This window comes from Microbacterium testaceum (assembly GCF_020781835.1).
GTDB classification, from domain to species: Bacteria; Actinomycetota; Actinomycetes; order Actinomycetales; family Microbacteriaceae; genus Microbacterium; species Microbacterium testaceum_H.
Map to the genome: position 1 here is coordinate 141,437 of NZ_JAJGNJ010000001.1, position 22,304 is coordinate 163,740.

Below are 22,304 nucleotides of genomic sequence, written 5' to 3' on the forward strand. Positions count from 1 at the left end.
TTAGGCGGTCGCTTTCTCGCGGGTCTGGCGTGGCGGGTAGGTGCGTCCTCCCCACACGCCGGCCGGTGGTCTGGCGGTGTCCGCGTAGGCGACACAGGCGGGCTTGATGGGGCAGCGGGAGCAGAACGTGGCCGCGAGCTGTAGCGGTTCGTCCCGTTCAAGGTCGATCAGGTCCGCGGTGAACCGGTCGTTTCCGCTGCAGGGTGGCTGGGGGTGGTCGAGCAGGGCTGCGGCGAGTTCCCTGTAGCGGTCGTCTGTGCGGGTCATCCGGTCAACTCGTGTTCGTGGATGGGGAGGGTGATGTCGCGCACCTCAGGCCGGAGCGAGTCGAAATAGGCCAGGCGTTCGCGGGCGAATGCGTGGGGGTCGTTCCAGGCTCGGGAGAGCGCGTCGAAGTTCGCGGGCTTGGGAGCGGGAATCTTGTTCATGAGGCCACGTCCTTTAGTCGCTTGCGGAGTACGGCTTTCGGGTTCTGTGCGTTCGAGATCGGCTGAGCTGTAACGGCCTTGATCTGCAGGTAGCCGTCCCACGGGTCACCCCGTCCGATGCGATATGCCTCGGGGAGCAATTCATCTGGGGAGAGGGGTAGGCGTCGTTCTCGGCAGAGGGTGGCCAGGGCGTTGATCGCGTTTGGCTCGTGGATGTGCGCTAGCAAGTTCCCTTCCCTTCCATTCGTCGCGGGATATCCCGCGAGGTTGCCCGCGAGGTTGCCCGCGAGGTTGCCCGCGAGGTTGGAAGAGTTATCCACAGGGGAGGTCGCGGGATATCCCGCGAAGTGGCTATCTCCATTCCCCGCGGGATATCCCGCGAGGTCGGAGACCATGAGTCGCCACCTTGTGACACGTCCGGGCCTGGGCGGTGACTGCGGTTCGATGAGTCGCTGATCCTGCAACGCGCCCAGAGCATTACGCACGTCGCGCTCTGTCATCCCGCCGACCATGCCCGCGAGAGTCGACACAGAGGGCCAGGCCACGGCATCCGCGTTCGCGAAAGTGGAGAGCGCCACCAACGCGCGGCCGATCGCGTGCCCACCAATCTGCTTCGTCCCATTCGGGTGTCGGCTGAGCGCCCACGTCACGAGGTCATCGCGCATAGGCCACCCCCTTTCGGGCAGGGCAGCACCCCGGGAGAACCCGCGACTCCCGGGGTGCTGGTTATGTGCGCGGCCTCAGTCATCGAGTCCGCGAAGTTCGTCATCCACCCCTGCGCGGCGGCGGATCGGCTTCTCTTCGAGTGCGACGAACGTCGCCGTCTGTCTGTCGTCCACGCCGACGAGAACCCACTTACCGAGGAACGTCAGCCACGACCGGTTCGGTTCGCGGGAGTACCGGACTCGCACACGCTCGCCGACCCGCTGCGCGCACCAGATTGAGCGGCCGCACTTGCCCACGGGGTGCGCGTAGTCGTTCCCGTCGATCGCCCCACGATGTGCCGCTTCGTATCGTCCGACGTGATAGATCGTGCCGAGGGCCGCAGTCAGGACGCCGGACGCGCAGTAGTCGGGAAGTCGCAGCACCGAGCCGCCCATGAATTCGGCGTCGGACGCGATGTGGGATGCGACCTCTTCGGCGCGGGCGGTCATCGTGTCGATCTGTTCCCGGAGGGACAGCAACTCGCCGACACCAGAGACGATCGTGCGAGGGTCCAGGGTGAGCGTCACAGCGTCACCCCCATGTCGGTTGTGGCGGTGCGGATCGCGTCGAGCACGTCACCGAGGTGTCGCGTTTCGATCCAGAATTCTTCGTCGGCGTGGGCTACTCGGACGGACTCCATAGTGGGGCGAACGGTGCCGTCTGCGTGGACGTCGGTCTCCCACACCATGCCGACACGTACGGTGTGCGTCTCTGCGATGGTCGCCTTGTCGTAGATCGAGTAGCCGTCGTCGGGGTTGTCGTAGATGACGCGCTCGTATCCGGGGCGGTCGGACCAGTGCGGAGCCGGCACCAGGGCTTCGGCCTGTTCGCGCGTGACGGGCGCCTGCTCCTGCGATACGATTTCGGTAGCGTTCATCTGGAATCTCTCTCTCATGGGTTCCTTGGCCCCGCACTGTTGGCGCAGTGTCGGGGCCGTTTTCGTTGGTGGATTGGATCGTTCGCGGGCGGTCAGCTCGCGACCGCCGTGCTGGTGCGCTCCGAGGCCTCGAGCCACGCGATGCAGTCGCTCTCGCGGTAGACGACCGTGCGCGGCGTCGGCTTGAGGAACTTCGGGCCACGGCCGGTGAATCTGAGCTGGGCCAGGTTGGAAACCGTCATGCCCGGAATTAGCGCCGCAACCTCTTTCGGACTGAGGTACTTCTCCATCCCGTTCTCCCTTGTGAGTCTCACACCGTTCTGGTGTTGTTGAGAACACTATAAGCGGGTTTAGTGTGGTCACGCAACCCCGTTCTGGATTAGACTGCAGGCATGGCCGTACATGACGAAGAGATCGCGCGCAGACTGCGAACCACGCGAGAGAGCCTGGGGCTTTCACAGGAAGCTCTGGCCGAGCTGATGAGCGTTCGGGGATTTGACTTCCGACAGCAGACGGTCAACAAGATCGAGAACAACCAGCGGCGCCTACTGGCATCCGAGCTAGTGGCATTCGCCGACTCGCTCGGCGTGGGGGTCACCGATCTTCTCGGCCTCGGGTCAGACCGCGGACCGATCGTCGTATCAGGCGCTCGCCTTGAGGAAGCAACGCGCAATCTTCAGCACGCATCTCTGGCGCATGCGCGCGCGATGCTCGGGTTCGCCCTAGCGGCGGATGCCGCAGAAGATCTCCACGCGAACGACGCGTACTACGCAGACGGACCTCTCATTCAGCAGACTCCCGGGTGGGTCGCGACAGCCGATGTCGTGGGCACTCTGGAAGCGACGATGAAAGCGAACCGAAGAGAGATCATGGGAGAACGCGCCCAAAGCGTCATGCGCGCACTCAAGGCAGAGCACGAGCACTTCCACTCGGCGGACTAGATGGGCAGCGTCTACGCGTACCAGAACGCCGCGGGCAAGAGACTCTGGCGTGCGGTGTGGCGTGACCCGCTGAACCAACAGACCTCTAAACGCGGGTTCAAGACGAAGAGCGAGGCTGAGGAATACATCGCGCGTCAGACCGTCGCCAAAGCAGACGGAACGTATGTTGCGAGATCCGCTGCTTCTGCGACCGTTGCGGAGCTGAGCGTGGGGTGGCTGGCGAACAAGCGCGCCCTGCTCAAACCGTCTTCTTACGCGCCCTTGCAAGCGTCCTGGAAGAACTACGTCGAACCGACATGGGGACGCCGCAAGGTCTCGAGCATCCGATACAGCGAGATCGAAACGTGGGTGGCCGGCATCGGCAAAAGTCCGACTGTCGTCGCTCGGGCATACGGCATCCTCGCTGGGATTCTCGACGTCGCGGAGAAAGACCGTCGCATCCTGGCGAACCCGGCGCGCGGCGTTCGACTCCCCCGCAAGGTGTCGAGCCGAGCACGGCGATACCTCACCCACGATGAGCTGTGGGCTGTTGCCGAGACGTCTGGTCGTCCTGCTCTCGTGCTCACCCTCGGTTACTGCGGTCTCCGGTGGGGCGAGTTGGTAGCGCTGCGCGTGTCTGACGTGAACTTCCTACGGGGCCGGATCTCGGTCACGCGAAACGTCGTGGAGGTGCACGGCAAGTTTCACCCTGGAACCCCGAAGACCCACGAATCTCGACAGGTGCCCGTCCCCGCCGCGGTCCTCGCGCACCTGTCCGCCGCGGTCGCGGGAAAGGCTCCCGACGCGCTGATATTCGATGACGGCCACGGCGGCTATATGCGACGCACGCGGGCGTCCTCGGGATCGCGGTCCTGGTGGGTGTCTGCTCTCGCCACAGCGGGCGTGGAACCTCTCGTGCTGCACGATCTACGGCACACCGCGGCGTCACTCGCCGTGTCGGCAGGGGCGAACGTGAAGGCGATTCAGCGGATGCTAGGGCACGCCTCCGCGGCGATGACGTTGGACGTCTACGCCGATCTGTTCGATGACGACCTAGAGGCACTTTCGGCGCGGCTCGATGAGGCTATTGGGGCGCGGGTTGTTGCTGTTTCGTTGCCAGGCGGGGACTGAGGGCAAAGAGAAACGCCCCCGCTACCGCATGATTCTGCGGTTTCAGGGGCGTTGAACGTGGCGGAGACGGAGGGATTTGAACCCTCGGTCCCCTTACGGGGACTCCACCTTAGCAGGGTGGTGCACTAGGCCTGACTATGCGACGTCTCCAGGTGATCGACGCCGAAGCGCGAGCACACCGGTCCATAGTAGCCGCTCGGGGCGTGGCATCCGAATCCGGGATCGGATGCCACGCCCCGAGCGTCAGCGGACGTTTCCGTTCGAGCAGGTGGCCTGCGCGGCGGTCTGACCGGCGATCTCGGACGGCAGCGTGATGACGTTCGACGACGGCTCCGGGCTGGGCGTCGTGCCGTCGGTGGGGGCCGGCGCCTCGGTCTCGGTCGGAGCAGGCGTGACGCTCTCGTCGACGATGACACCGTCGCCGTCGCTGAGCTCGCCCGACAGCTGGATGGGCTGGTTGGCGGCGAGCGCCGCCCACAGGGCATCCGCCGCCTCCTCGTCGGGAACGACGCGGTTGGGGTCGTCCGGGTCGGTGTAGGTGGGGTACTGGACGAACACGATCTCGTCGAAGGGCACGTCCTTGACCGCCATCGCGATCTGCACGAGCGTCAGCGGGTTGGTGAGCGAGGTCGACGGGTCCACGTTGCGCAGGGCCGTCGAGGCGAGCTTGTACAGCGTGGCGGGGTTGGACAGCACCTCCTCGCTGCGCAGCTTCGACGTCAGGCGCGACATGTACTGCTGCTGGTTCGAGATGCGGCCGAGGTCGCCACCGTCGCCGACGCCGTGACGGGTGCGGAGGAACTGCAGAGCGTCGAGCCCCTTGATGGTCCGCATACCCGCGGGCCAGTCGATGCCCGTGTAGGGGTCTTCGATGCCGTTGGCGATACAGACGTCCACGCCACCGATGGCATCCGTGATGTTGATGACTCCGCCGAAGCTGACCTTCGCGGCGAAGGGGATCTGCTGCCCGCTGAGCTCGGAGATCGTCGACACCACGCAGGAGAGCCCGCCGTACATGAAGGCGCTGTTGATCTGCTGCTTCCACATCGCCGAGGTCTCGTTGCCGTCGGAGTCTGTGCACGACGGGATCGGCACCATCAGGTCACGCGGGAACGAGATCACGGTCACCCGGCGCGGGGCGTCCGAGATGTGCACCAGCATGTTGACGTCGTTGAGGTTGCCCTCGGCATCCGGTCCGCTGCAGCGATCGCCGAAGTACTGCGCGAACTCGGGCTCGCACTCGTCGGTGCCGACCATCAGCAGGTTGACCCCACCCTTGAGCTCGCCGAGGTCGGGCGGCACGGCGGGCTGCCCCTGCAGATCGACCGCGTCGGCGGTGAAGCTCGACGACAGGTCGTAGACGGCGTACGCGGTGACCGCAGCGCCGGCCACGAGCACGACAGCCAGGGCGACGGCGAGTCCACGGAAGAGCTGTCTCACGGGGCCGATCGAACGCAGGCGTCCGTGACGCGCGATGGTCCTGCGCCCGCGCGGGGTCGTGGTCTTGCTCACTGGGGTCCTTTCGGGAGGACGGATGCCGCGAGGCGGCGCAGCACGACCTCGACGAAGCGCAGGTCGGACACATTTTAGGGACGAGGTCCTGTGAACTGCGTGAAGGGCGGCGCGGCGTGTGGACGGGTGTCGTCGACGGCGCGCCACCCGGAACCACGCAGCCTGAGGACACGGAACCCGAGCGAGGTGCGACCCCGCTCAGCCGGTCGACGACGAAAGCGGACCCTTGCGGAGCCCGCTTTCGTGGTGGCGGAGGGTGTGGGATTCGAACCCACGGGACATTTCTGCCCACTGGTTTTCAAGACCAGGTCCATCGGCCGCTCGGACAACCCTCCCGACCGCCCGAGTCTACCCAGCCGCGCGCCCGCCCACCGCGAGTGCGCACGATTCGGCCGAGCGCGCGCGGCCTTAATGCCCGAGCGTGGGCGTTCGACCGGGGCGGGAACGTTCGGCAACCCCGCGTCCCCGCGACCGTGGTGCGGATAGCGTCGGGGCATGGCACGCACGAACCGCGGAGCGCTGGCATCCTTCTTTCTCCGTCTCGGGAGGCAGGTGTGGGTGCGCGCGGCCCTCTTCACGATCATCGGCGTGGCGATCGCTCTGCTCGCCGGTTTCGTCGGGCCGCTGCTGCCGTTCAGCGTCGCGATCGACCTGGGGCAGAACGCGGTGGACTCGCTGCTGCAGATCATCGCCACGGCGATGCTCACCGTCAGCACCTTCTCGGTGACGGCGATGGTGACGGCGTTCTCGTCGGCGACGACGACGGCGACGCCCCGGTCCACTCCCCTGCTCATCGCCGATACGACATCGCAGAACGCCGTGTCGACCTTCGTCGGCGCGTTCACGTACTCGCTCGTCGGCATCGTCGCCCTCTCCACGGGCTATTACACCGAGCAGGGGCGGACGATCCTGTTCATCGGGACGCTCGTGGTCATCGCCATCGTCGTGTTCACGCTGTTGCGATGGATCGCGCATCTGTCGACGTTCGGGCGTATGGCCGATGTCATCGACCGCGTCGAGAAGGCCGCGACCACCGCGGTCGAGCAGTATGCGACGTCGCCCACCCTCGGCGCCCGCGCACTGGCGGTCGTGCCGCCCCGGGCCCGTGCGGTGCACGCCGACGAGGTCGGCTATGTGACCCACCTCGACGTCGCTGCGCTCGACCGCCTCGCCGACGCCCACGATCTGCACGTGTACGTCGCGGCCGCGCCGGGACGCATCGCCGATGCCCGCACGCCCCTGGCCCACGTGGTCGGCCGCCTCGACGACGACACCGCGGGCGCCGTCCGCGCGGCGTTCCGCCTCGAACACCACCGCACCTACGAGCAGGATCCGCGTTTCGGCGTCATCGCCCTCGCCGAGATCGGCAGCCGCGCCCTCTCGCCCGCGACGAACGATCCCGGCACGGCCATCGAGGTGATCGCCGCCCTGCAGCGCGTGCTCACCCGGGCGCTCGCCATCGAGCCCGACCCCGAAGTGCGGTTCCCCCGGGTGTCCGTGGCCCCGACCCCCCTCCGCGATCTCATCGCGGACGCCTTCCGTCCCCTCGCCCGCGACGGCGCGGCGGACGTCGAGGTGCAGGTCCGCCTGCAGAAGTGCCTCGCGTCGTTGGCGGCATCCGCACCCCACCGCGCGGAGGAGTTCCGAGACGCCGGCCGCGCCGCGCTCGCGCGTAGTCGCCGCGTGCTGGACCGTGCGGACGCGCGCACGCTGAAGGCAGCGATGCGCGAGGCGTGGGCCGCTGTCTAGAGAGCCCGCAGGATCGCCGCGACGCCGCCCTCGGTGACGGAGAGCCCCACCTCGCCGGCGGCCTCGTGCACCTCAGGCGGACCCTGCTGCATCGCGATCGCGCGGCCGCCGTGCGAGACCGCCCACTGCATCATCTCGATGTCGTTTCGGCCGTCGCCCATGACCAGCACGTTCTCGGGAGCGATGTCGAGCCGCTCGCGCACGAGCTCGAGGGCGGTGGACTTGTTCACACCCTGCGGCGCGATGTCGAGCCACGCCGTCCACCCGATGGCGTACGACACCTGGCTGAGGCCGATGCGCTCCACGAGCTGGAGGAAGTCCTGGTCGGTCTTCTCGGGAGCCACGACGACCACGCGGCACACAGGCTGATGCGAGAGCTCGGCGAAGGCGACCTTGTTGGCGCCCTGCAGGTTCCAGTCGTCGAGGTAGTCGGTGAACAGGCGCTGACCGTCGGGCAGCTCCACGAGGAAGTGCGCGTCTCCCAGGTGCTCGCCCAGCAGCGTCAGCACTTCCGTCGGATCGAACGTCTCGACGTGCGCGCGCTCGTAGTCGGTGGCATCCGCCCCGCCGATCCGGCGCATCACGATGGCTCCGTTCGAGCACACGGCGAACTCGGGATGGATGCCGAGCCTCTCCATCACCGTGCGGGTGCTGTCCCAGCTGCGCCCGGTGGCGAGCATGACCTCGTGCCCGGCGTCCTGCGCCTCGCGCACGGCATCCACGACTCCGGGGCTGAACGATTCGTCCTCGAGCAGCACGGTGCCGTCGATGTCGAGCGCGATGAGCATGCGCCCGAGCGGCGCGTCCTCGGCGATCTCGGCGACGACCTCGGCCGCCTCCTGTGGCGGCGACGCGTCGACGTCTCCGATGCGGGGCAGGGCGGCCTCGTCGGTCACGCGATCGGCTCCATGATCTCGAGTCCGCCGAGGTAGGGACGCAGCACCTCGGGCACCGTCACCGACCCGTCGGCACGCTGGTGGGTCTCCAGCAGCGCCACGATCCAGCGCGTCGTGGCGAGCGTGCCGTTGAGGGTCGCCACCGGCTGCGTCTTCCCGCCGTCGGCCGGACGGAACCGGGTGTCGAGGCGACGCGCCTGGTACGTCGTGCAGTTCGAGGTGCTCGTGAGCTCGCGGTAGGCGTCCTGGGTCGGAACCCAGGCCTCGATGTCGAACTTCCGCGCGGCGCTGGAGCCCAGGTCGCCCGCGGCGACGTCGATCACGCGGTAGGCCAGACCGAGGTCTTGCAGCATGCCCTCCTGCATCGCGACGAGGCGGTCGTGCTCGGCCTCGGCATCCGCGGGGTCGGTGTAGACGAACATCTCCAGCTTGTTGAACTGGTGCACCCGGATGATGCCGCGGGTGTCCTTGCCGTACGAACCGGCCTCGCTGCGGTAGCAGGTGGACCACCCGGCGTAGCGCTTCGCGCCGCGCTCGAGGTCGAGGATCTCGTCCATGTGGTAGCCGGCGAGAGGCACCTCACTGGTTCCGACGAGGTACAGGTCTTCCTTGTCGAGGTGGTAGACCTCGTCGGCGTGCTGGCCGAGGAAGCCCGTGCCGCGCATGACCTCGGGCCGCACGAGCGTCGGCGGGATCATCGGGGTGAACCCGGCCTGGAGCGCGCGGTCGAGCGCGAGCGTCATGAGCGCGAGTTCGAGCCGCGCTCCGATCCCGGTGAGGAAGTAGAAGCGGCTCCCCGACACCTTCGTGCCGCGCTCCATGTCGATCGCGCCGAGCTTCTCGCCGAGGGCGAGGTGGTCCAGCGGCTCGAAGTCGAACGTCGGGATGTCTCCGTGGGTGCGCAGCGTGACGAAGTCGTCCTCACCACCGGCGGGGACACCCTCGAGCACAATGTTCTCGATTCTGGCGAGGGCCTCTTCGGCCGCCTCTTCGGCGACCGTGACCGCGTGCTGCGCGGCCTTGACCTTCTCGCTGAGCTCCTTGGCCTGGGCCACGAGCGTCGGCTTGTCTTCCTTCGCGGCCTGCGCGACCTTCTTGCCGTGAGCGTTCTGGGCGGCGCGCAACTCTTCGAACTCGGTGATGCGCGCCCGGCGCTGCCGATCGGCGGCGACCGCCGCGTCGACCGAGTCGGGCGATTCGCCGCGCGCGATCTGGGAGCGCTTCACCAGTTCGGGATCTTCACGCAGCACAGTCAGGTCGATCACGTGTCCATCCTACGGTCGCCCCTTGCCGCTTCCGACGCCGTGGCGCTCGCGACGACGCCCGTCAACCCCGCGGAAACGCCGGGGCCGAGAAGGGGTTCCGGTCCTATGGTGGACACCATGGCCGACCCCGAAGAACCGCGCGACGACGCGGACGCCCCCGAGCAGGACTCCGCCGTCTCCGGAGAGGCCGCAAAGGACAGGGCGGCCTCGGAAGGGTCGGAGGAGGACTTCCACGACGCGACCCTGAAGGGCGAGGACGACGGCGACACCGTCTCGGACAACCCCGACCCCAAGAGCGCGGCCGAGCCCGACGACGTCATCCGGGAGCCGGAAGACGTCGAACCCGACACGTCGGAGACCGAGTCCGGAGAGGCCAAGCGCGTCTCGCCCGAGGGCGACGACGCCCCCATGGACGCCGAGCCGACGACGAAGAAGCGCGCCGCCCTGGTCTACAACCCGACGAAGGTCGACCCCGAGGTGCTACGTCCCCGTGTGAGCGAGCTCGCCGCCGAGGCCGGTTGGGCGGAGCCGCTGTTCTACGAGACCACCGTCGACGACCTCGGCGACGACGCCACCCGCGCGGCCCTGGAGGAGGACGTGGATGCCGTGCTCGTCGCCGGCGGAGACGGGACCGTCCGCGCCGTGGCCGAGGCGCTGACCTCCACCGGCGTCCCGCTGACGATCGTGCCCAGCGGCACGGGGAATCTGCTCGCGCGCAACCTCAACCTGCCCCTCGATGACGCCGACACGATGATCCGGGCGACCTTCGACGGCAAGGTGCATCCGACGGACACGGGGATCGCCCGCATCCGTCGCGCGGACGGAACCGTCGAGGAGCACGGATTCGTCGTGATGGCGGGGATGGGGCTGGACGCCGCGATGATCCAGAACACCCGTCCCGAGCTGAAGAAGACGGTCGGCTGGGTGGCCTATGTCGACGGCGCCGCGCGCTCGCTCGTGAACGCCAAGCCCTTCCGCGTGATGTACCAGCTGGACGGTCACCGGCTGCACTCCGCGAGGGTGCAGAGCGTGCTGTTCGCCAACTGCGGCGCGCTGCCCGGCGGAGTCGCCCTGATCCCGGATGCCTCGATCGCCGACGGCGTCCTCGACGTCGCCGTCATCCAGCCCACGGGTCCGCTCGGCTGGCTCGGCGTGTGGCGCAAGATCTGGTGGGACAACTCCGTGCTGCGCCGGTTCCGGGCCGGACGTCGGGTGCTCGAACGTCGCCGTGACTCGTCCGTGCGCTACCTGCGGGGCACCGGCATCGAGCTGGCGACCGCGCCGGCGCAGCCGATCGAGCTCGACGGCGACGAGTTCGGCGAGGCGACCCGCATTTACACGCGCATCATCGAAGGCGGTCTGGCCGTCGCCCTGCCCGCCGACCACGACACCTCCGCGCTGTAACCGCCGCACGCCCGCCGGTGCTTCGCACCTCGAGCGCACACGATCCGGTCGAACGCACACGATCGGGGCGTGCGGAACGTGTGCGTTCGGCCCGAACGTGTGATCTCGGCGGGGCACACGACGGCGGGCGATGCGACGCGGTGTGTCAAGCCCGGCGGCGCGCCTCAGCGGCTGGATAGCGTCGGGGCATGGGTTCTCCGTCTCTCGTGTGGTTCCGCGACGATCTGCGGTTGACCGATCACCCCGCGCTGCGCGCCGCGCTCGACCGCGGTGAGCCGATCGTCGGCCTCTACGTCCTCGACGACGAGTCCGACGGGGTGCGTCCCATCGGCGGGGCAGCGAGGTGGTGGTTGCACCACTCGCTGGCATCCCTCGCCGAACGCCTCGGCGACCGCGGCTCGACGCTCGTGCTGCGCCGGGGACGCGCTGCCGAAGTCGTTCCCGCGGTGGTCGCCGAGACCGGAGCGGGGGCGGTCTTCTGGAACCGCAGATACGGCGGTGCGGAGCGCGAGATCGACCGGGGCCTCAAGGAGAAGCTTCGCGGTGACGACGTGACGGTGGCGTCGTTCGCGGCGAACCTGCTGTTCGAACCCTGGACCGTCCGCACGGGCGCCGACAGCCCGTACGGCGTGTACTCGCCGTACCGCCGCGCGGTGGAGAAGATGCCGGCGCCCCGCGCGCCGTTGCCGGAGGCGCGAAGGATCCCGGGGCCCTCGAGCGCGCCGGAGTCCGACGACCTCGACACGTGGGCGCTGCTGCCCACGAAGCCGGATTGGGCGGGGGGCCTGCGGGAGACGTGGGAGCCCGGCGAACCGGCGGCCCTGTCGCGGCTGCGCGAGTTCCTCGACGACGACCTCGGCGACTACGCCTTCTCGCGGGACGCGTTCGCCGGCGGCGCGACATCGAACCTGTCGCCGCGGCTGCGCTGGGGTGAGGTCAGCCCCTATCAGGTCTGGCACGCCACGCTCGAACATCGCGGATCGGGTGCGCACGCCGAGTCGGCGACCGGCTTCCTGTCCGAGATCATCTGGCGCGAGTTCGCCTGGCACGTGCTGTTCCACTCCCCCGACCTCGCCACCGTCAACTGGCGTCGCCAGTACGACGACTTCCCCTGGCCGCGCCTGAATCGCTCGCACCTGGAGAAGTGGCAGCGTGGCGAAACCGGTATCGCGGTCGTGGATGCCGGGATGAAGCAGCTCTGGCACACCGGGGTCATGCACAACCGCGTGCGGATGGTGACGGCATCCTTCCTCACCAAGAACCTGCTGATCGACTGGCGCCTCGGCGAGCAGTGGTTCTGGGACTGCCTGGTGGATGCGGATGCCGCGAACAACCCGTTCAACTGGCAGTGGGTCGCGGGATCGGGGGCGGATGCCGCCCCCTACTTCCGCGTGTTCAACCCGGAGACCCAGCGCGAGAAGTTCGACCCCCACGACGAGTACATCCGACGATGGGCACCCGAGCATCTCGACGGCGGGGCGCCCGAGCCCATGGTGGACCTCAAGCAGACACGCCAACGTGCGCTGGACGCGTACGACCGGGTGCGACACGGCGACTGAGCGGCACGCGGAAAGGGGTGCCGCCCGAAGGCCGCACCCCGTTCCGGGAGTGCCGTCAGCTCACGCGGGAGTCGGTGGCCTCGTCCTCGTCGTCGTCGCCGGGGATGAACACGTCCACGACGGTGACGTTGATCTCGGCGACCTTCATGCCCACGAGCTCGGTGATGGCCTGGTGCACGGCGGCGCGGACGTTCGAGGCCACCCGCTGCAACTGCTCGGGGTAGTCGACCTGGATCGCGATGTCGGCGGCCACCTCGGTCTCGCCGACCTCGACGGACACTCCCTGCGCGTAGTCCTTCGACCCCACCGCCTGGCGGATGTTGCCGATCACGCGGGCCGCTCCGCCGCCGAGAGCGTGCACGCCGGGAACCTCGGCCGCGGCGATACCGGCGACCTTGGCGACGACGGCATCCACGATGACCGTCGACCCGCCGCCCTTCGTGGCCGTGACGGGGGTGGTGGTGACGGTGGTGTTCTCAGCCATTGCGCTTCCTTCCGTGATCTGCGGAACCGGGTGTTCCGCGAAGTCACAGTGAAGACGCACCGCCCCGGCCGTTCGTCACGCGATGTCGACTGGGAGATTCCTGAGCGTCGCCCGTCGCGCGCTCACTCGTCGAAGAATCCGCCGTAGGGCATGTCGGCGTCTCCGTCGTCGCGATCGTCGTAGAGGACGGTCTCGACCGAGAAGGTGACGCTCGTGCGCGGCGAGAACAGAACGCTCACCTCGCGATTCCCCACGACGACGAACGAGACGAACCGCCCCCCGAGGTCCACGGCGTTCTCGATCCTCCTCTTCAGGTCGTCGAGGTCCTGCCCCTGGGCCAGCAAGAAGACGGCGTCGCTGACGGCCATCTGGGTCCGAACCATGGTGTGTGCCCCACTCATGGGGCCGACGCTAGGTCGATACGGAAAGGGCCGGTGAGGGGGTTGCGCGGGATACTCGATCGGAATACCCATCGCATCGCGTGGGTTGACCCGGGGGTGAACGCCGCGATGCCCTCCCTGTCCGTTCTCGACCTCGTCCCCGTGCGCTCCGGCCAGAGCAGTGCGCAGGCGGTGGCCGCCTCGCTCGATCTCGTCGGGCGCGCCGACCGGCTCGGATACCGCCGCTACTGGTTCGCGGAGCACCACAACATGCCCGCCGTCGCCTCCACCGCTCCGCCGGTGCTGATCGCCGCGGCAGCGGCTCGCACCGCGCACATCCGCGTCGGCTCGGGCGGCGTGATGCTTCCGAACCATTCGCCGCTCATCGTGGCCGAGCAGTTCGCTGCGCTCGAGGCCCTGGCTCCGGGTCGTATCGATCTCGGCATCGGACGCGCCCCGGGCAGCGACCCCGTCATCACACAGCTCCTGCACCGCTCGGGGACGACCAGCGACGTCTCGCGCTTCCCCGACCACGTGACCGACATCCTCGCTCTGACGTCACCCGAGGGAGCGACGGTGCGCTTCACCTCCGGCACCGAGTACCAGGTGAAGGCGACACCCCTGGCATCCGGGATGCCGCAGGTCTGGCTCCTCGGGTCGAGCGACTACTCAGCGCAGCTCGCTGCGAGCTTCGGGCTCCCGTACGTCTTCGCCAACCACTTCGCGGGCGAGGGCCTCGAGCACGCTTTGCGGCTGTACCGCGACCAGTTCCAGGCGAACGAGTCGGGCGAGGGACCGCGCACCTTCGTCACCGCCAATGTCGTCGCCGCTCCGACCACCGAGGAGGCGGAGGAGCGCGCTCTCCCGCAGCTGCGCATGATGGCACGGCTGCGCACGAACCGCCCGCTGGTGCCGCTCGAGACGGTCGAACAGGCCAAGGCCGACCCGTTCGACGCGATGGCGGAGTCGATCATGTCCTCCACGCGTGCGAAGTGGTTCATCGGTACCGGCGACGAGGTCCGCGCCCAGCTCACCGCTTTCGCGGAGCGCCATGAGGTCGACGAGATCATGCTCTCGCCCGTCGCCGGGGCGTACGACGGTGAGTCGCTCGAGACGTCGGAGGCTCGGGCGCAGACCCTCGAGCTCGTCGCGGCTCCGGCCGCTGTCGCGGCCTGAGTCCCCGGGGCGGCGGACCGTCGCATCGGACGGCGACCCGTCTCGCGGAGCTCACACCCGACATGCCGAAGAACGTCGCGAACGTGCGGTGTGTCGCCCTCGGACTCCGCGGGACGGCGACGGCGCGACGCGGTCAGGACTCGGGTTCGCCGCTGAGCAGGCCGCGCAGCCAGTCCCGCGCCTCGACGAAGACGTCGTCGGAATACCGCTGCGGGTAGCGCACGATCGCACGGTCGGCGCGAGCGTACGACCCGAGGAAGATCACCTTCGGGCTGAACCGGCGAAGCCCCAGCAGGGCGTCAGCCATGCGTTCGTCGTGCACGTGCCCGTCGGCGTCGATGACGAAGCGGTAGCGACCCAGCGCGTCGCCGATGGGGCGGGATGCCAGCAGGCTCAGGTTGATGCCCCGGGTGGCGAACTGCTCGAGCAGTTCCAGCAGTGCACCGGGGTGGTCTTCGGGCAGCTCGACGATGAGCGAGGTCTTGTCCGCCCCCGTCGGCGGCGCCGGGGCCACGGTGCGACTGACGAGCACGAAGCGCGTCACGGCGTTGGGGTTGTCGCCGATCTCCTCGGCGAGCACCTCGAGATCGTGATGCGCGACGATGCCGGGCGCGGCGATCGCGGCATCCGCCCCGCTCGTGCCGTCGAGGACGCCGAGGGCGCTCGCGACGTTGCTGGCCGCCGGCAGGTGTGCGTGGGCGGGGAGGTGATCGCGGAGCCAGCCGAGGCACTGACCGTAGGCCACGGGGTGCGCCGCCACCAGTGAGACGTCGCCGAGGGTCATCCCCGGCCGGCCGACGAGCACGAAGTTCACCGGCACGAGGTACTCGCCGACGATGCGGAGGCCCGGGACGGTGGCCAGGGCATCCTGCGCCGTCGAGACCCCGCCGTCGACGGAGTTCTCGATCGCGATCATCGCGGCGTCCGAGCGCCCCTCGACCACGTCGGCGAGCGCCTCGCCGACGTTGCGGACGGGGCGCCAGATCTGGTCCCGCGCCTCGGGCACCTGAGCCAGCGCCGCCTCGGTGAACGTTCCGGCCGGGCCCAGGTAGCTGTACGTACGGCGGGCGGACGCGGTGTCGGTGTCGGGCAGCACCGGCTCAGCCTAGTCCTCCCGTCGAAGCAGATGAGATCGGCATCCAAAGAGGGCCAATCGCAGGGTGGAAAGAACCACCGGAATAGGGGGTCGACGCGGCCCCGCGCGCTGCCGCGGTCTTGACACCATGAACCGTGCCCGCCTGCCCCAGGCGGGCACGCCCACCGCCGCGCGCTTCAGCACCGCGCGAGCTAGGAGCCCGATCACCGATGGAACGCGCACGCCCGAGAACTCCGCGTCGACGTCGCCGGCGAGGCCCGCTCGACCCCACGCCCGGCGCCCTGCACCCTCGACCATCGCCGGCCAGCATCGTCCGGTCGCGCGTGGCCCTGGTCGGCACCGTCGGGCTGTGGCTGCTGTACATGACCTCGGTCGTGGTCACCCTCTCGCACGGCGGCGCGCTCACGGATGCCGGCTACCTGATCGGCACCGTCGTCTTCCTCGTCTCGGTGGCCGCGCTGACCTTCTCATCGAGCATGTACCTGCTGGCGCGCGTCGGCGCCTTGCCGCGACTGGCGGCACATCGCCGCGCGCGTCGCGCAGACATCGACGAGCGCTTCGACCGTGACGACCTCAGCGTCCTCGCCCTCCTGCCCTCGTACGGCGAGGATCCTGCCTACGTCCGGATGGCGCTGTGGTCGGTCTCCCTGCAGGAGGTCCCGGGTCTTCGGGTCGTCCTGTTGCTGGACGACCCGCCCAGCGACGCCCCGGAGATCGTCGATCGGCTCGCCCGCACGCGCGCGATCATCGACGAGATCCGTCTCGAGCTGTCCGGGCCTTTGGAGCTCGCACGGGACGCCCTCGATCGCACCGGCACGGATTCCGCCGCCGAAGCGCGCGGCGCCGTCGCCGCGGCGTATCACACGGCGGCGCGATGGATCCGGAGCAGGGCGGACGTCGAGCCGAGGGACGGCCACGTCGAGGAGTTCTTCGTCGAGAGAGTCCTGGGGGCGCTCGCCGACGAGTTGGCCGCGGTCGCGGCCGCTCTCGACGAGGCGGACCATGACGGCGACGAGGCTCTGCCCCCCGCCCGGGTCCGTTCGCTGGCGCACCGCCTCGTGCGGATCTTCAGCGCCGAGGTCGCGGTGTTCGAGCGCAAGCACTTCCGAGAGCCGTCGCACGAGCCGACGAAGGCGGCGAACCTCAACGCCTATCTGGCGCTCGTCGGCGGCGTGCGCGAGCTGCACGACCTCGACGGTGTCCCGCACATCGTCGACGTCCCCGCCTGTGACGTCGTGATCACTCTCGACGCCGACTCGATGCTGTTGCCGGAGTACGCCGCTCGCCTGGTCTATGCCCTGGAGCAGCCGGCCCACGAGCGGGTGGGGGTGATCCAGACCCCGTACTCGGCCTACCGCGGTCGACGAAGCAGCCTCGAACGACTCGCCGGCGCGACGACCGACGTCCAGCACCTCGTGCACCAGGGTCTGACGGCCTTCGACGCCACGTTCTGGGTCGGGGCGAACGCGGTCATCCGCTGGGCCCTGCTCGAAGACCTCCGCGCCGTCGAGACGGTGGACGGTCGCGAGGTGGTCCGATTCATCCGCGGACGCACGGTCATCGAGGACACCGAGTCCAGCATCGACGTCATCGCCAACGGGTGGTCGCTGCTGAACTACCCCGAGCGGTTGAGCTACAGCTCGACCCCGCCCGACTTCGGCACGCTGGCGGTTCAGCGACGTCGGTGGGCGAACGGCGGCCTGCTCGTGCTCCCCGCCCTGTGGCGCACGGCGGCGTCACGGCGCGCATCGGGGCATCCGATGCGGGGTTCCGAGCTCCTGTTGCGCGCCAACTATCTGGGTTCGATCGCCTGGGTGACCACCGCGCTGATCGTGCTGCTGACGGTCGTCCCCCTCAACGGCGAGCTGGTCAGCTTCACGCTGATGCTGATGGCCCTGCCGTACTTCATCGAGATGGCCCACGACCTGCGGGTCCTCGGGTATCGCCGTCGCGACATCTTCGGCGTGTACGGGTTGAACCTGCTCCTCGTCGCCGTGAACATCGCGGGAACGCTGGGATCGATCGCCCAGGCGTTCACGGGTCAGCGCGTCGCGTTCGTCCGCACACCCAAACAGGGCGAGCGGACGCCGGCGGGGGCCCTGCTGATCGTGGCACCGCTCATCATCGCCGGAGGAGCCATGGTGGTGGCCATCCGCTCGATCCAGGGGGGATTGTGGATTCCGGCGGCGTTCGCCGTGTTCACCGCGCTCTGCGTGGGGGCGGCCGTGATCCGGCTCATCGGAATCCGCGCCGCCGTGTCCGATCTGTGGAACGGCTGGCTGGAGTGGATCTGGGTTCCGGTCGAGCGCCGCGCCGTCACCATGACCGAGGCGACGACGCCCGCCTGGCGCCGCGTCCTCGACGACGGTGTGATCGAGCCGGTCCGGGCATGAACGCGCGGCCACGGGGGCGTTTCCGCGGGCGGCGTGTGTCGTGGCTCCGGGTCGCGGCGAGCACCCTCGCGGCGTTGGCGCTCGTCGCGGCCGGCGTCGCAGCCGTCGCTCCGCCGATCTCGCTCCCGCCGGTGGGAACGCCGGTGGACCAGCGGTGGTACGCCGGTTACTACGACGTGACGCTGGACCAGGGCACGGAACTCGCCGACGACGAACTCGCCACGGCGCCCGGTGGGGCGGTCCTCGCCTTCGTCGTCGCCGCCGACGACACCGACTGCACCCCCACCTGGGGGAAGGCCTACACGCTCGACGACGCGGCGACGCGATTCGATCTGGATCGCCGGGTCGAACGGATGCGTCGCGAAGGCCACCCGGTGATGATCTCGTTCGGCGGGGCGATCAATACCGATCTGGCGGTGGCGTGCGCCACATCCGTCGAGACCGCGAAGGCGTACGGCTCGGTCATCGACCGCTACGGGGTCGACACGATCGATCTCGACATCGAGGCCACGACCCTCGCCGATCGCTCGTCGTGGGATCGGCGCGCCCGCGCGATCGCACGGCTGCAGCAGGCGCGGCCCGCGGACGACCCCCTGAACGTCTGGCTGACGCTTCCCGTCGGACCCGACGGCCTGACCCGCCACGGCATCGACCTCGTCGCGGGCATGCTCCGCGCCGGCGTCCAGGTGGCCGGCGTCAACGCCATGACCATGAACTACGGCATCCGAGAACCGAACAACCTCGTCGAGATCTCGGAACGTGCTCTGGATGCCACGGCCTCCCAGCTCCGGGACGTCTGGAAGGACGCCGACCTGGACCTGCCGCCCGGCGGGGTGACCGAGCTGATGGGCGCGACACCCATGATCGGGCTCAACGACGTCCCGTCGGAGGTCTTCACCCTCGACGACGCACGTGCACTCACGGCGTTCGCGAGCGATCGGGGGCTCGCCCGACTCTCGATGTGGTCGATCAACCGCGATCACACCTGCGGGCCGAACCACCCGTTCACGGGGACGGTGTCCACGCAGTGCAGCGGCGTGGATCAGGGCGACGAATCGTTCGCGGATGTGCTGTCGAACGGGTACCTGGGGCGCGCGGAGGATGCGGTCCCGGAGGCCGACTCGCCCGTCATCGAGGACGATCCGAAGACGAGCCCCTACCCGATCTGGAACTCGACCGCGTTCTACTCGCGGGGTGTCAAGGTCGTGTGGCACGGCTCGGTCTACGTGGCGAAGTGGTGGAATCAAGGGGGGACACCGCCCGACGACCCGATGCTCGACACCTCCGCGTCGGCGTGGAGCTACATCGGTCCGGTGCTGGCATCCGATCAGCCCTTCCGGCTGCCCCAACTGCCCGCGGGCACGTATCCGGAGTGGGATGCCGCCACGCTCTACAACCAAGGCGATCGCGTGATGCTCGATGGCACCGGCTACGAGGCCAAGTGGTGGTCACGCGGGCAGAGGCCGGACCGATCGATCCTCGACCACGACTACTCGCCGTGGACGCCGATCGAGGGCACCGCCGGCGAGGATGTCGCCGGCGTGGGAGCCTCCGCCTCCGGGTAGATCGTCAGTCGCCCGTCGGCGACGACGTGGGCGAAGGCGAAACGCCCGGGCGGAAGGATGCGGACGACGACGCGGCGCTGCGCCGTTTCCAGCCGCTCGCGGACGAGCGCCGCGAAATCCGGAGCCCACGTCTCGCCCGGTCCCGGTGCGCCGCCGTCGTCGAGGAGGACGACGTCGACACCGCGCAGACGCGCCTGCATCGCGGCATCCGCGATCCCCCGGCCGTGCAGCCGGCCGGCGCGGTAGCCGTCGCGCAGACGCCCTTCGACGGCCCGCGCCTGTCGGCGGTCCTCGTCGGTGACCGCGCCGACGCGGACGACCCGCTCCAGGAGAGGGCGGGCGTACTCCTCGACCTGCGTGAGGTGTGTCACGAGCTCGGCGTGAGCGGTGGCATCCCAGGCCGTGCGGCGGGCGGCTTCCACGCGCCGCTCTGCTTGGACTTCGGCGGAGCGTCGCAGCCGTCGGAGCATCGCGACGAACACGACGCTGAGGCCCACCATCGTCGCCACGCGGGTGCCGATCCCGAGCATCTGCGGCAGGTCGGCGCGACGTTCGAGCGCATCCAACGCCAGCAGCGCGAGCAGGATGCCGCCTCCGATGAGCGCGATCCCGCCGCGGTCGCGCAGAGCCAGCGTCACCGCGACGAAGGCCGCCGCCGTGACGAACCACGCCGAGCCGTAGCTGATCGGAGCCGGGATGGTGGAGATGCCCAGGGCGACGCAACCGCTCAACAGCATCACGACCGCCAGGGCGCGGAGGCGTGACACCCCCGCGTGCGCCCGCCCCACGACGGCCGTGAGGAGGAAGATGACCGCGAGCATGACCAGCGACACCGCCCCCGCGCCGCCGACCCCTGCCTGGAGCGCTGCGGCCAGCCCGACAGCCGTCTGGGTGACGACGAAGAGGGAACCCACGATGCGCTCGCGCGTGAGCACGGTCCATCCGTCGGGCGCGGACGGAGAGGGGGCGGGTTCGTCGACGGTCCAGTGCAGCCGCACCCGCGTCCCCGCACCGACGGCGCTGTCGACCTCCGCCCGCATCCCCGGAGTCTCGGCCGGCACGCCGAGCACCGTCATGGCCAGCCCGAGACGGTTCGTCTGCACGTGTTCAGGAGCGAAGCCCGGGCCGTCGTCGGCGATCTCGATGCGTCCACCGGTCTCGTCCACGTCGATGCGCACGCGCACGTCGGCACCGGGGGCGTGGCGCTGGGCGTTCTGGAGCGCCTGAGCGGTCGCGGCGACGAGAGCGTCGGTGACCTCCGGCGACCATGCCGGCGCCCCCGGTCGGCGCTCCGCCTCGAGCGTCGCCCCCGCCTCCGCGGCGAGAGCGGTGACGCGCGCCACGAGATCGGACGACGGCGGATGAGCGCGCACCGAGGCGGTCGCGCGCGCCGCCTGGCCGAGCACGGCATCCAGTGTGCCGGGGCTTGCGTCGGCGATTCCGCGCAGTGCCGCCAGCACCTCGTCGTGAACGAAGGCGGCTGCGCGCGATCGGGCCGACAGACGAGCGCGTTCCCCCGCTGCAGCGGCCGCAGCCGCCGCCGCCCGAGCGGCCGCACGATCGACGTGCACGGCGGTGCGCAGGGCGACATCGGCGACCGCGCACGTGGTCACCGCCGAGAGAAGAGCCTGGGTGTCGTTGGCGAGACCGGTGAGCGAGTAGCCGCCGAGGACCGTGCGGGAGAGCACCACCACGACCGTCCAGACGCTGAGGAAGGCCGCCGTCCACCGCCATCCGCCCACGATCAGGATCGCCAACGACGGCGCGGACACCGCGGTGAGAAGCCACGGGATCGTGCCGGGCCTTCCGGGATCCATGACGGCGAAGCCCGCGAAAGGATAGATCAGCACGGCGCCGACGAACGCGACGGCGGCCACCCTGGCGATCCGTCGACCCGCGACGGCCCCCAGGACCGTACCGACGCTGCCGGCCAGGGTCAGTGCGCCGAAAGCCCCGATCATCCACGCCGACCACCATCCGGGGGCGGTCGCCTCGTTGACCGTCGATGCCACGAGCACGGCGACGGTGGCGGAGGCGACGATCGACACCGCGACCGCGAACAGCAGCGCCCGCCTCGTCGCCTCGAGGGCTGCGTCGCCGGCGGGCTCACTCACGGCGGGGCACCGGGAGGAAACCGTCTTCGATGCCGCGACGGTACAGATCGACCTTGCTCGGGGCGGGGCGGCCGAGGCGCTGGTAGACGCCCTTGATCCGGCGGAGGTGGTCGTTCACGGTGTTCTCGCTCACCCAGAGAGCGGCCGCGACCTCGCGCGCCCCCATCCCGGACGCGTACAGCGACAGCACCTCACGCTCGCGTTCGGTCAGAGGCGCGGCGGTGAGGCCCGGGTCGGAGTCGAGCGCGGACGCCCACTCGGTCGTCGGAACATGGTGCCCCTCGGCGGCGTCGAGGATCGCGGCGAGCAGCTCGTCGCCGGGCAATGACTTGCGGGCGATACCGAGGGCGCTTGTGCGGGACGCCTCTCGGACGAGGTACGGGTTCTCAGCCGAGGTGAGCACGAGCACGTGCACTCCCCACCGCCGCAGCGCCTCGACGTTCTCTTGCGGCGTGCTGCCGTCACGCAGACTCAGGTCGAGCAGGACCAGGTCGGCGTCGCGGGCGTGCCGGGTCATCGCGGAGACGGTCTGCTCGTGGCGGGCGAAGGAGAGGTCGGGCGAACCGTCGACCAGGTTGCGCAGAGCCAGGCCGACCAGATCGTGGTCATCGACGACTCCGATGCGTCTCACTGCCCCTCCCGTTCAGACC

At 69.4% G+C, this 22,304-nt stretch carries 22 protein-coding genes and 2 tRNA genes; 8 read left to right on the plus strand and 16 right to left on the minus strand.

The window, feature by feature from the left end; translation table 11 throughout:
- The 6 genes from LL239_RS18115 to LL239_RS00750 all read right to left on the minus strand — a co-directional run bounded on the left by LL239_RS18115 (position 1) and on the right by LL239_RS00750 (position 2,300).
- Positions 1 to 267 carry a WhiB family transcriptional regulator gene (locus LL239_RS18115; protein ID WP_374197600.1) on the minus strand — a complete coding sequence of 89 codons (267 nt, stop codon included), beginning with the start codon at positions 265 to 267 and terminating at the stop codon, positions 1 to 3.
- Entirely contained in the window at positions 264 to 428 is a 165-nt protein-coding gene (locus LL239_RS00730; RefSeq protein WP_228161523.1) for a hypothetical protein, read from the minus strand. Before LL239_RS00730 ends, LL239_RS18115 begins: the two co-directional genes overlap by 4 nt.
- Entirely contained in the window at positions 425 to 1,093 is a 669-nt protein-coding gene (locus LL239_RS00735; RefSeq protein WP_228161524.1) for a hypothetical protein, read from the minus strand. Before LL239_RS00735 ends, LL239_RS00730 begins: the two co-directional genes overlap by 4 nt.
- 75 nt (positions 1,094 to 1,168) lie before the next feature.
- A complete protein-coding gene (locus tag LL239_RS00740; protein ID WP_228161525.1) occupies positions 1,169 to 1,660 on the minus strand; it encodes a hypothetical protein in 492 nt (163 codons plus the stop codon).
- The gene (locus LL239_RS00745; protein WP_228161526.1) at positions 1,657 to 2,010 is read right to left on the minus strand and encodes a hypothetical protein; all 354 of its coding nucleotides are present in this window, start codon (positions 2,008 to 2,010) and stop codon (positions 1,657 to 1,659) included. The genes LL239_RS00740 and LL239_RS00745 overlap by 4 nt, the downstream gene beginning before the upstream one ends.
- Positions 2,011 to 2,102: 92 nt before the next feature.
- Positions 2,103 to 2,300: a helix-turn-helix transcriptional regulator gene (locus tag LL239_RS00750; protein ID WP_228161527.1), complete on the minus strand. Its 198-nt coding sequence runs from the start codon at positions 2,298 to 2,300 to the stop codon at positions 2,103 to 2,105.
- A gap of 102 nt (positions 2,301 to 2,402) precedes the next feature.
- On the opposite strand from LL239_RS00750, the gene LL239_RS00755 reads away from it, so the two are divergent.
- Both LL239_RS00755 and LL239_RS00760 read left to right on the plus strand, forming a co-directional pair.
- Complete coding sequence (locus LL239_RS00755) at positions 2,403 to 2,951, plus strand: helix-turn-helix domain-containing protein (protein WP_228161528.1); 549 nt, start codon at positions 2,403 to 2,405, stop codon at positions 2,949 to 2,951.
- Positions 2,952 to 4,061: a site-specific integrase gene (locus tag LL239_RS00760; protein ID WP_228161529.1), complete on the plus strand. Its 1,110-nt coding sequence runs from the start codon at positions 2,952 to 2,954 to the stop codon at positions 4,059 to 4,061.
- Positions 4,062 to 4,119: 58 nt separating this feature from the next.
- On the opposite strand, the gene LL239_RS00765 is transcribed toward LL239_RS00760, so the two are convergent.
- The 3 genes from LL239_RS00765 to LL239_RS00775 all read right to left on the minus strand — a co-directional run bounded on the left by LL239_RS00765 (position 4,120) and on the right by LL239_RS00775 (position 5,908).
- Positions 4,120 to 4,211: transfer RNA gene (locus tag LL239_RS00765), tRNA-Ser, on the minus strand.
- 93 nt (positions 4,212 to 4,304) lie between these two features.
- Positions 4,305 to 5,573 carry an LCP family protein gene (locus tag LL239_RS00770; protein WP_228161530.1) on the minus strand — a complete coding sequence of 423 codons (1,269 nt, stop codon included), beginning with the start codon at positions 5,571 to 5,573 and terminating at the stop codon, positions 4,305 to 4,307.
- Positions 5,574 to 5,820: 247 nt separating this feature from the next.
- Positions 5,821 to 5,908, minus strand: a tRNA-Ser gene (locus LL239_RS00775).
- A 160-nt stretch (positions 5,909 to 6,068) separates the two neighbouring features.
- Between LL239_RS00775 and LL239_RS00780 the strand changes: the two genes are divergently transcribed.
- Positions 6,069 to 7,322, plus strand: coding sequence for a DUF2254 domain-containing protein (locus LL239_RS00780; protein WP_228161531.1), 1,254 nt, complete (start codon positions 6,069 to 6,071; stop codon positions 7,320 to 7,322).
- Here the strand turns inward: LL239_RS00780 and LL239_RS00785 are convergent.
- Positions 7,319 to 8,218 (minus strand): HAD family hydrolase, encoded by a 900-nt coding sequence (locus tag LL239_RS00785; protein ID WP_228161532.1) that lies wholly within the window; start codon positions 8,216 to 8,218, stop codon positions 7,319 to 7,321. The two genes, LL239_RS00780 and LL239_RS00785, sit on opposite strands and share 4 nt — an antisense overlap.
- A complete protein-coding gene (serS, locus tag LL239_RS00790) occupies positions 8,215 to 9,483 on the minus strand; it encodes a serine--tRNA ligase (protein ID WP_228161533.1) in 1,269 nt (422 codons plus the stop codon). Before serS ends, LL239_RS00785 begins: the two co-directional genes overlap by 4 nt.
- A 117-nt stretch (positions 9,484 to 9,600) precedes the next feature.
- Between serS and LL239_RS00795 the strand changes: the two genes are divergently transcribed.
- Complete coding sequence (locus tag LL239_RS00795) at positions 9,601 to 10,887, plus strand: diacylglycerol kinase family protein (protein ID WP_228161534.1); 1,287 nt, start codon at positions 9,601 to 9,603, stop codon at positions 10,885 to 10,887.
- Positions 10,888 to 11,075: 188 nt separating this feature from the next.
- A complete protein-coding gene (locus LL239_RS00800; RefSeq protein WP_228161535.1) occupies positions 11,076 to 12,446 on the plus strand; it encodes a cryptochrome/photolyase family protein in 1,371 nt (456 codons plus the stop codon).
- 55 nt (positions 12,447 to 12,501) lie between these two features.
- Here the strand turns inward: LL239_RS00800 and LL239_RS00805 are convergent, their stop codons facing one another.
- Together LL239_RS00805 and LL239_RS00810 are read right to left on the minus strand one after the other, a co-directional pair.
- Positions 12,502 to 12,930 (minus strand): Asp23/Gls24 family envelope stress response protein, encoded by a 429-nt coding sequence (locus LL239_RS00805; RefSeq protein WP_228161536.1) that lies wholly within the window; start codon positions 12,928 to 12,930, stop codon positions 12,502 to 12,504.
- Between the two features lie 122 nt (positions 12,931 to 13,052).
- A complete protein-coding gene (locus tag LL239_RS00810) occupies positions 13,053 to 13,331 on the minus strand; it encodes a hypothetical protein (protein WP_228161537.1) in 279 nt (92 codons plus the stop codon).
- Positions 13,332 to 13,439: 108 nt separating this feature from the next.
- On the opposite strand from LL239_RS00810, the gene LL239_RS00815 reads away from it, so the two are divergent.
- Positions 13,440 to 14,486: an LLM class flavin-dependent oxidoreductase gene (locus tag LL239_RS00815; protein WP_228161538.1), complete on the plus strand. Its 1,047-nt coding sequence runs from the start codon at positions 13,440 to 13,442 to the stop codon at positions 14,484 to 14,486.
- Positions 14,487 to 14,619: 133 nt separating this feature from the next.
- Here LL239_RS00815 and pheA read toward each other — a convergent pair whose 3' ends face one another.
- The gene (pheA, locus tag LL239_RS00820; protein WP_228161539.1) at positions 14,620 to 15,582 is read right to left on the minus strand and encodes a prephenate dehydratase; all 963 of its coding nucleotides are present in this window, start codon (positions 15,580 to 15,582) and stop codon (positions 14,620 to 14,622) included.
- A gap of 323 nt (positions 15,583 to 15,905) precedes the next feature.
- Here pheA and LL239_RS00825 point away from each other — a divergent pair, with 323 nt between their 5' ends.
- Both LL239_RS00825 and LL239_RS00830 read left to right on the plus strand, forming a co-directional pair.
- Entirely contained in the window at positions 15,906 to 17,975 is a 2,070-nt protein-coding gene (locus LL239_RS00825) for a glycosyltransferase family 2 protein (RefSeq protein ID WP_228161540.1), read from the plus strand.
- A gap of 35 nt (positions 17,976 to 18,010) precedes the next feature.
- Positions 18,011 to 19,540, plus strand: a complete 1,530-nt coding sequence (locus LL239_RS00830; RefSeq protein ID WP_228161541.1) for a chitinase — start codon at positions 18,011 to 18,013, stop codon at positions 19,538 to 19,540.
- On the opposite strand, the gene LL239_RS00835 is transcribed toward LL239_RS00830, so the two are convergent.
- Positions 19,465 to 21,654, minus strand: a complete 2,190-nt coding sequence (locus LL239_RS00835) for a sensor histidine kinase (RefSeq protein WP_228161542.1) — start codon at positions 21,652 to 21,654, stop codon at positions 19,465 to 19,467. The genes LL239_RS00830 and LL239_RS00835 overlap by 76 nt on opposite strands.
- Positions 21,647 to 22,285, minus strand: coding sequence for a LuxR C-terminal-related transcriptional regulator (locus LL239_RS00840; protein ID WP_228161543.1), 639 nt, complete (start codon positions 22,283 to 22,285; stop codon positions 21,647 to 21,649). The genes LL239_RS00835 and LL239_RS00840 overlap by 8 nt, the downstream gene beginning before the upstream one ends.
- Positions 22,286 to 22,304 lie beyond the last annotated feature (19 nt).

Coding starts and splice junctions, on each gene's coding strand:
- LL239_RS18115 (WP_374197600.1), bottom strand. CDS start 267: ATGACCCGCACAGACGACCGCTACAGGGAACTCGCCGCAGCCCTGCTC.
- LL239_RS00730 (WP_228161523.1), bottom strand. CDS start 428: ATGAACAAGATTCCCGCTCCCAAGCCCGCGAACTTCGACGCGCTCTCC.
- LL239_RS00735 (WP_228161524.1), bottom strand. CDS start 1,093: ATGCGCGATGACCTCGTGACGTGGGCGCTCAGCCGACACCCGAATGGG.
- LL239_RS00745 (WP_228161526.1), bottom strand. CDS start 2,010: ATGAACGCTACCGAAATCGTATCGCAGGAGCAGGCGCCCGTCACGCGC.
- LL239_RS00750 (WP_228161527.1), bottom strand. CDS start 2,300: ATGGAGAAGTACCTCAGTCCGAAAGAGGTTGCGGCGCTAATTCCGGGC.
- LL239_RS00755 (WP_228161528.1), top strand. CDS start 2,403: ATGGCCGTACATGACGAAGAGATCGCGCGCAGACTGCGAACCACGCGA.
- LL239_RS00760 (WP_228161529.1), top strand. CDS start 2,952: ATGGGCAGCGTCTACGCGTACCAGAACGCCGCGGGCAAGAGACTCTGG.
- LL239_RS00780 (WP_228161531.1), top strand. CDS start 6,069: ATGGCACGCACGAACCGCGGAGCGCTGGCATCCTTCTTTCTCCGTCTC.
- LL239_RS00795 (WP_228161534.1), top strand. CDS start 9,601: ATGGCCGACCCCGAAGAACCGCGCGACGACGCGGACGCCCCCGAGCAG.
- LL239_RS00800 (WP_228161535.1), top strand. CDS start 11,076: ATGGGTTCTCCGTCTCTCGTGTGGTTCCGCGACGATCTGCGGTTGACC.
- LL239_RS00805 (WP_228161536.1), bottom strand. CDS start 12,930: ATGGCTGAGAACACCACCGTCACCACCACCCCCGTCACGGCCACGAAG.
- LL239_RS00810 (WP_228161537.1), bottom strand. CDS start 13,331: ATGAGTGGGGCACACACCATGGTTCGGACCCAGATGGCCGTCAGCGAC.
- LL239_RS00815 (WP_228161538.1), top strand. CDS start 13,440: ATGCCCTCCCTGTCCGTTCTCGACCTCGTCCCCGTGCGCTCCGGCCAG.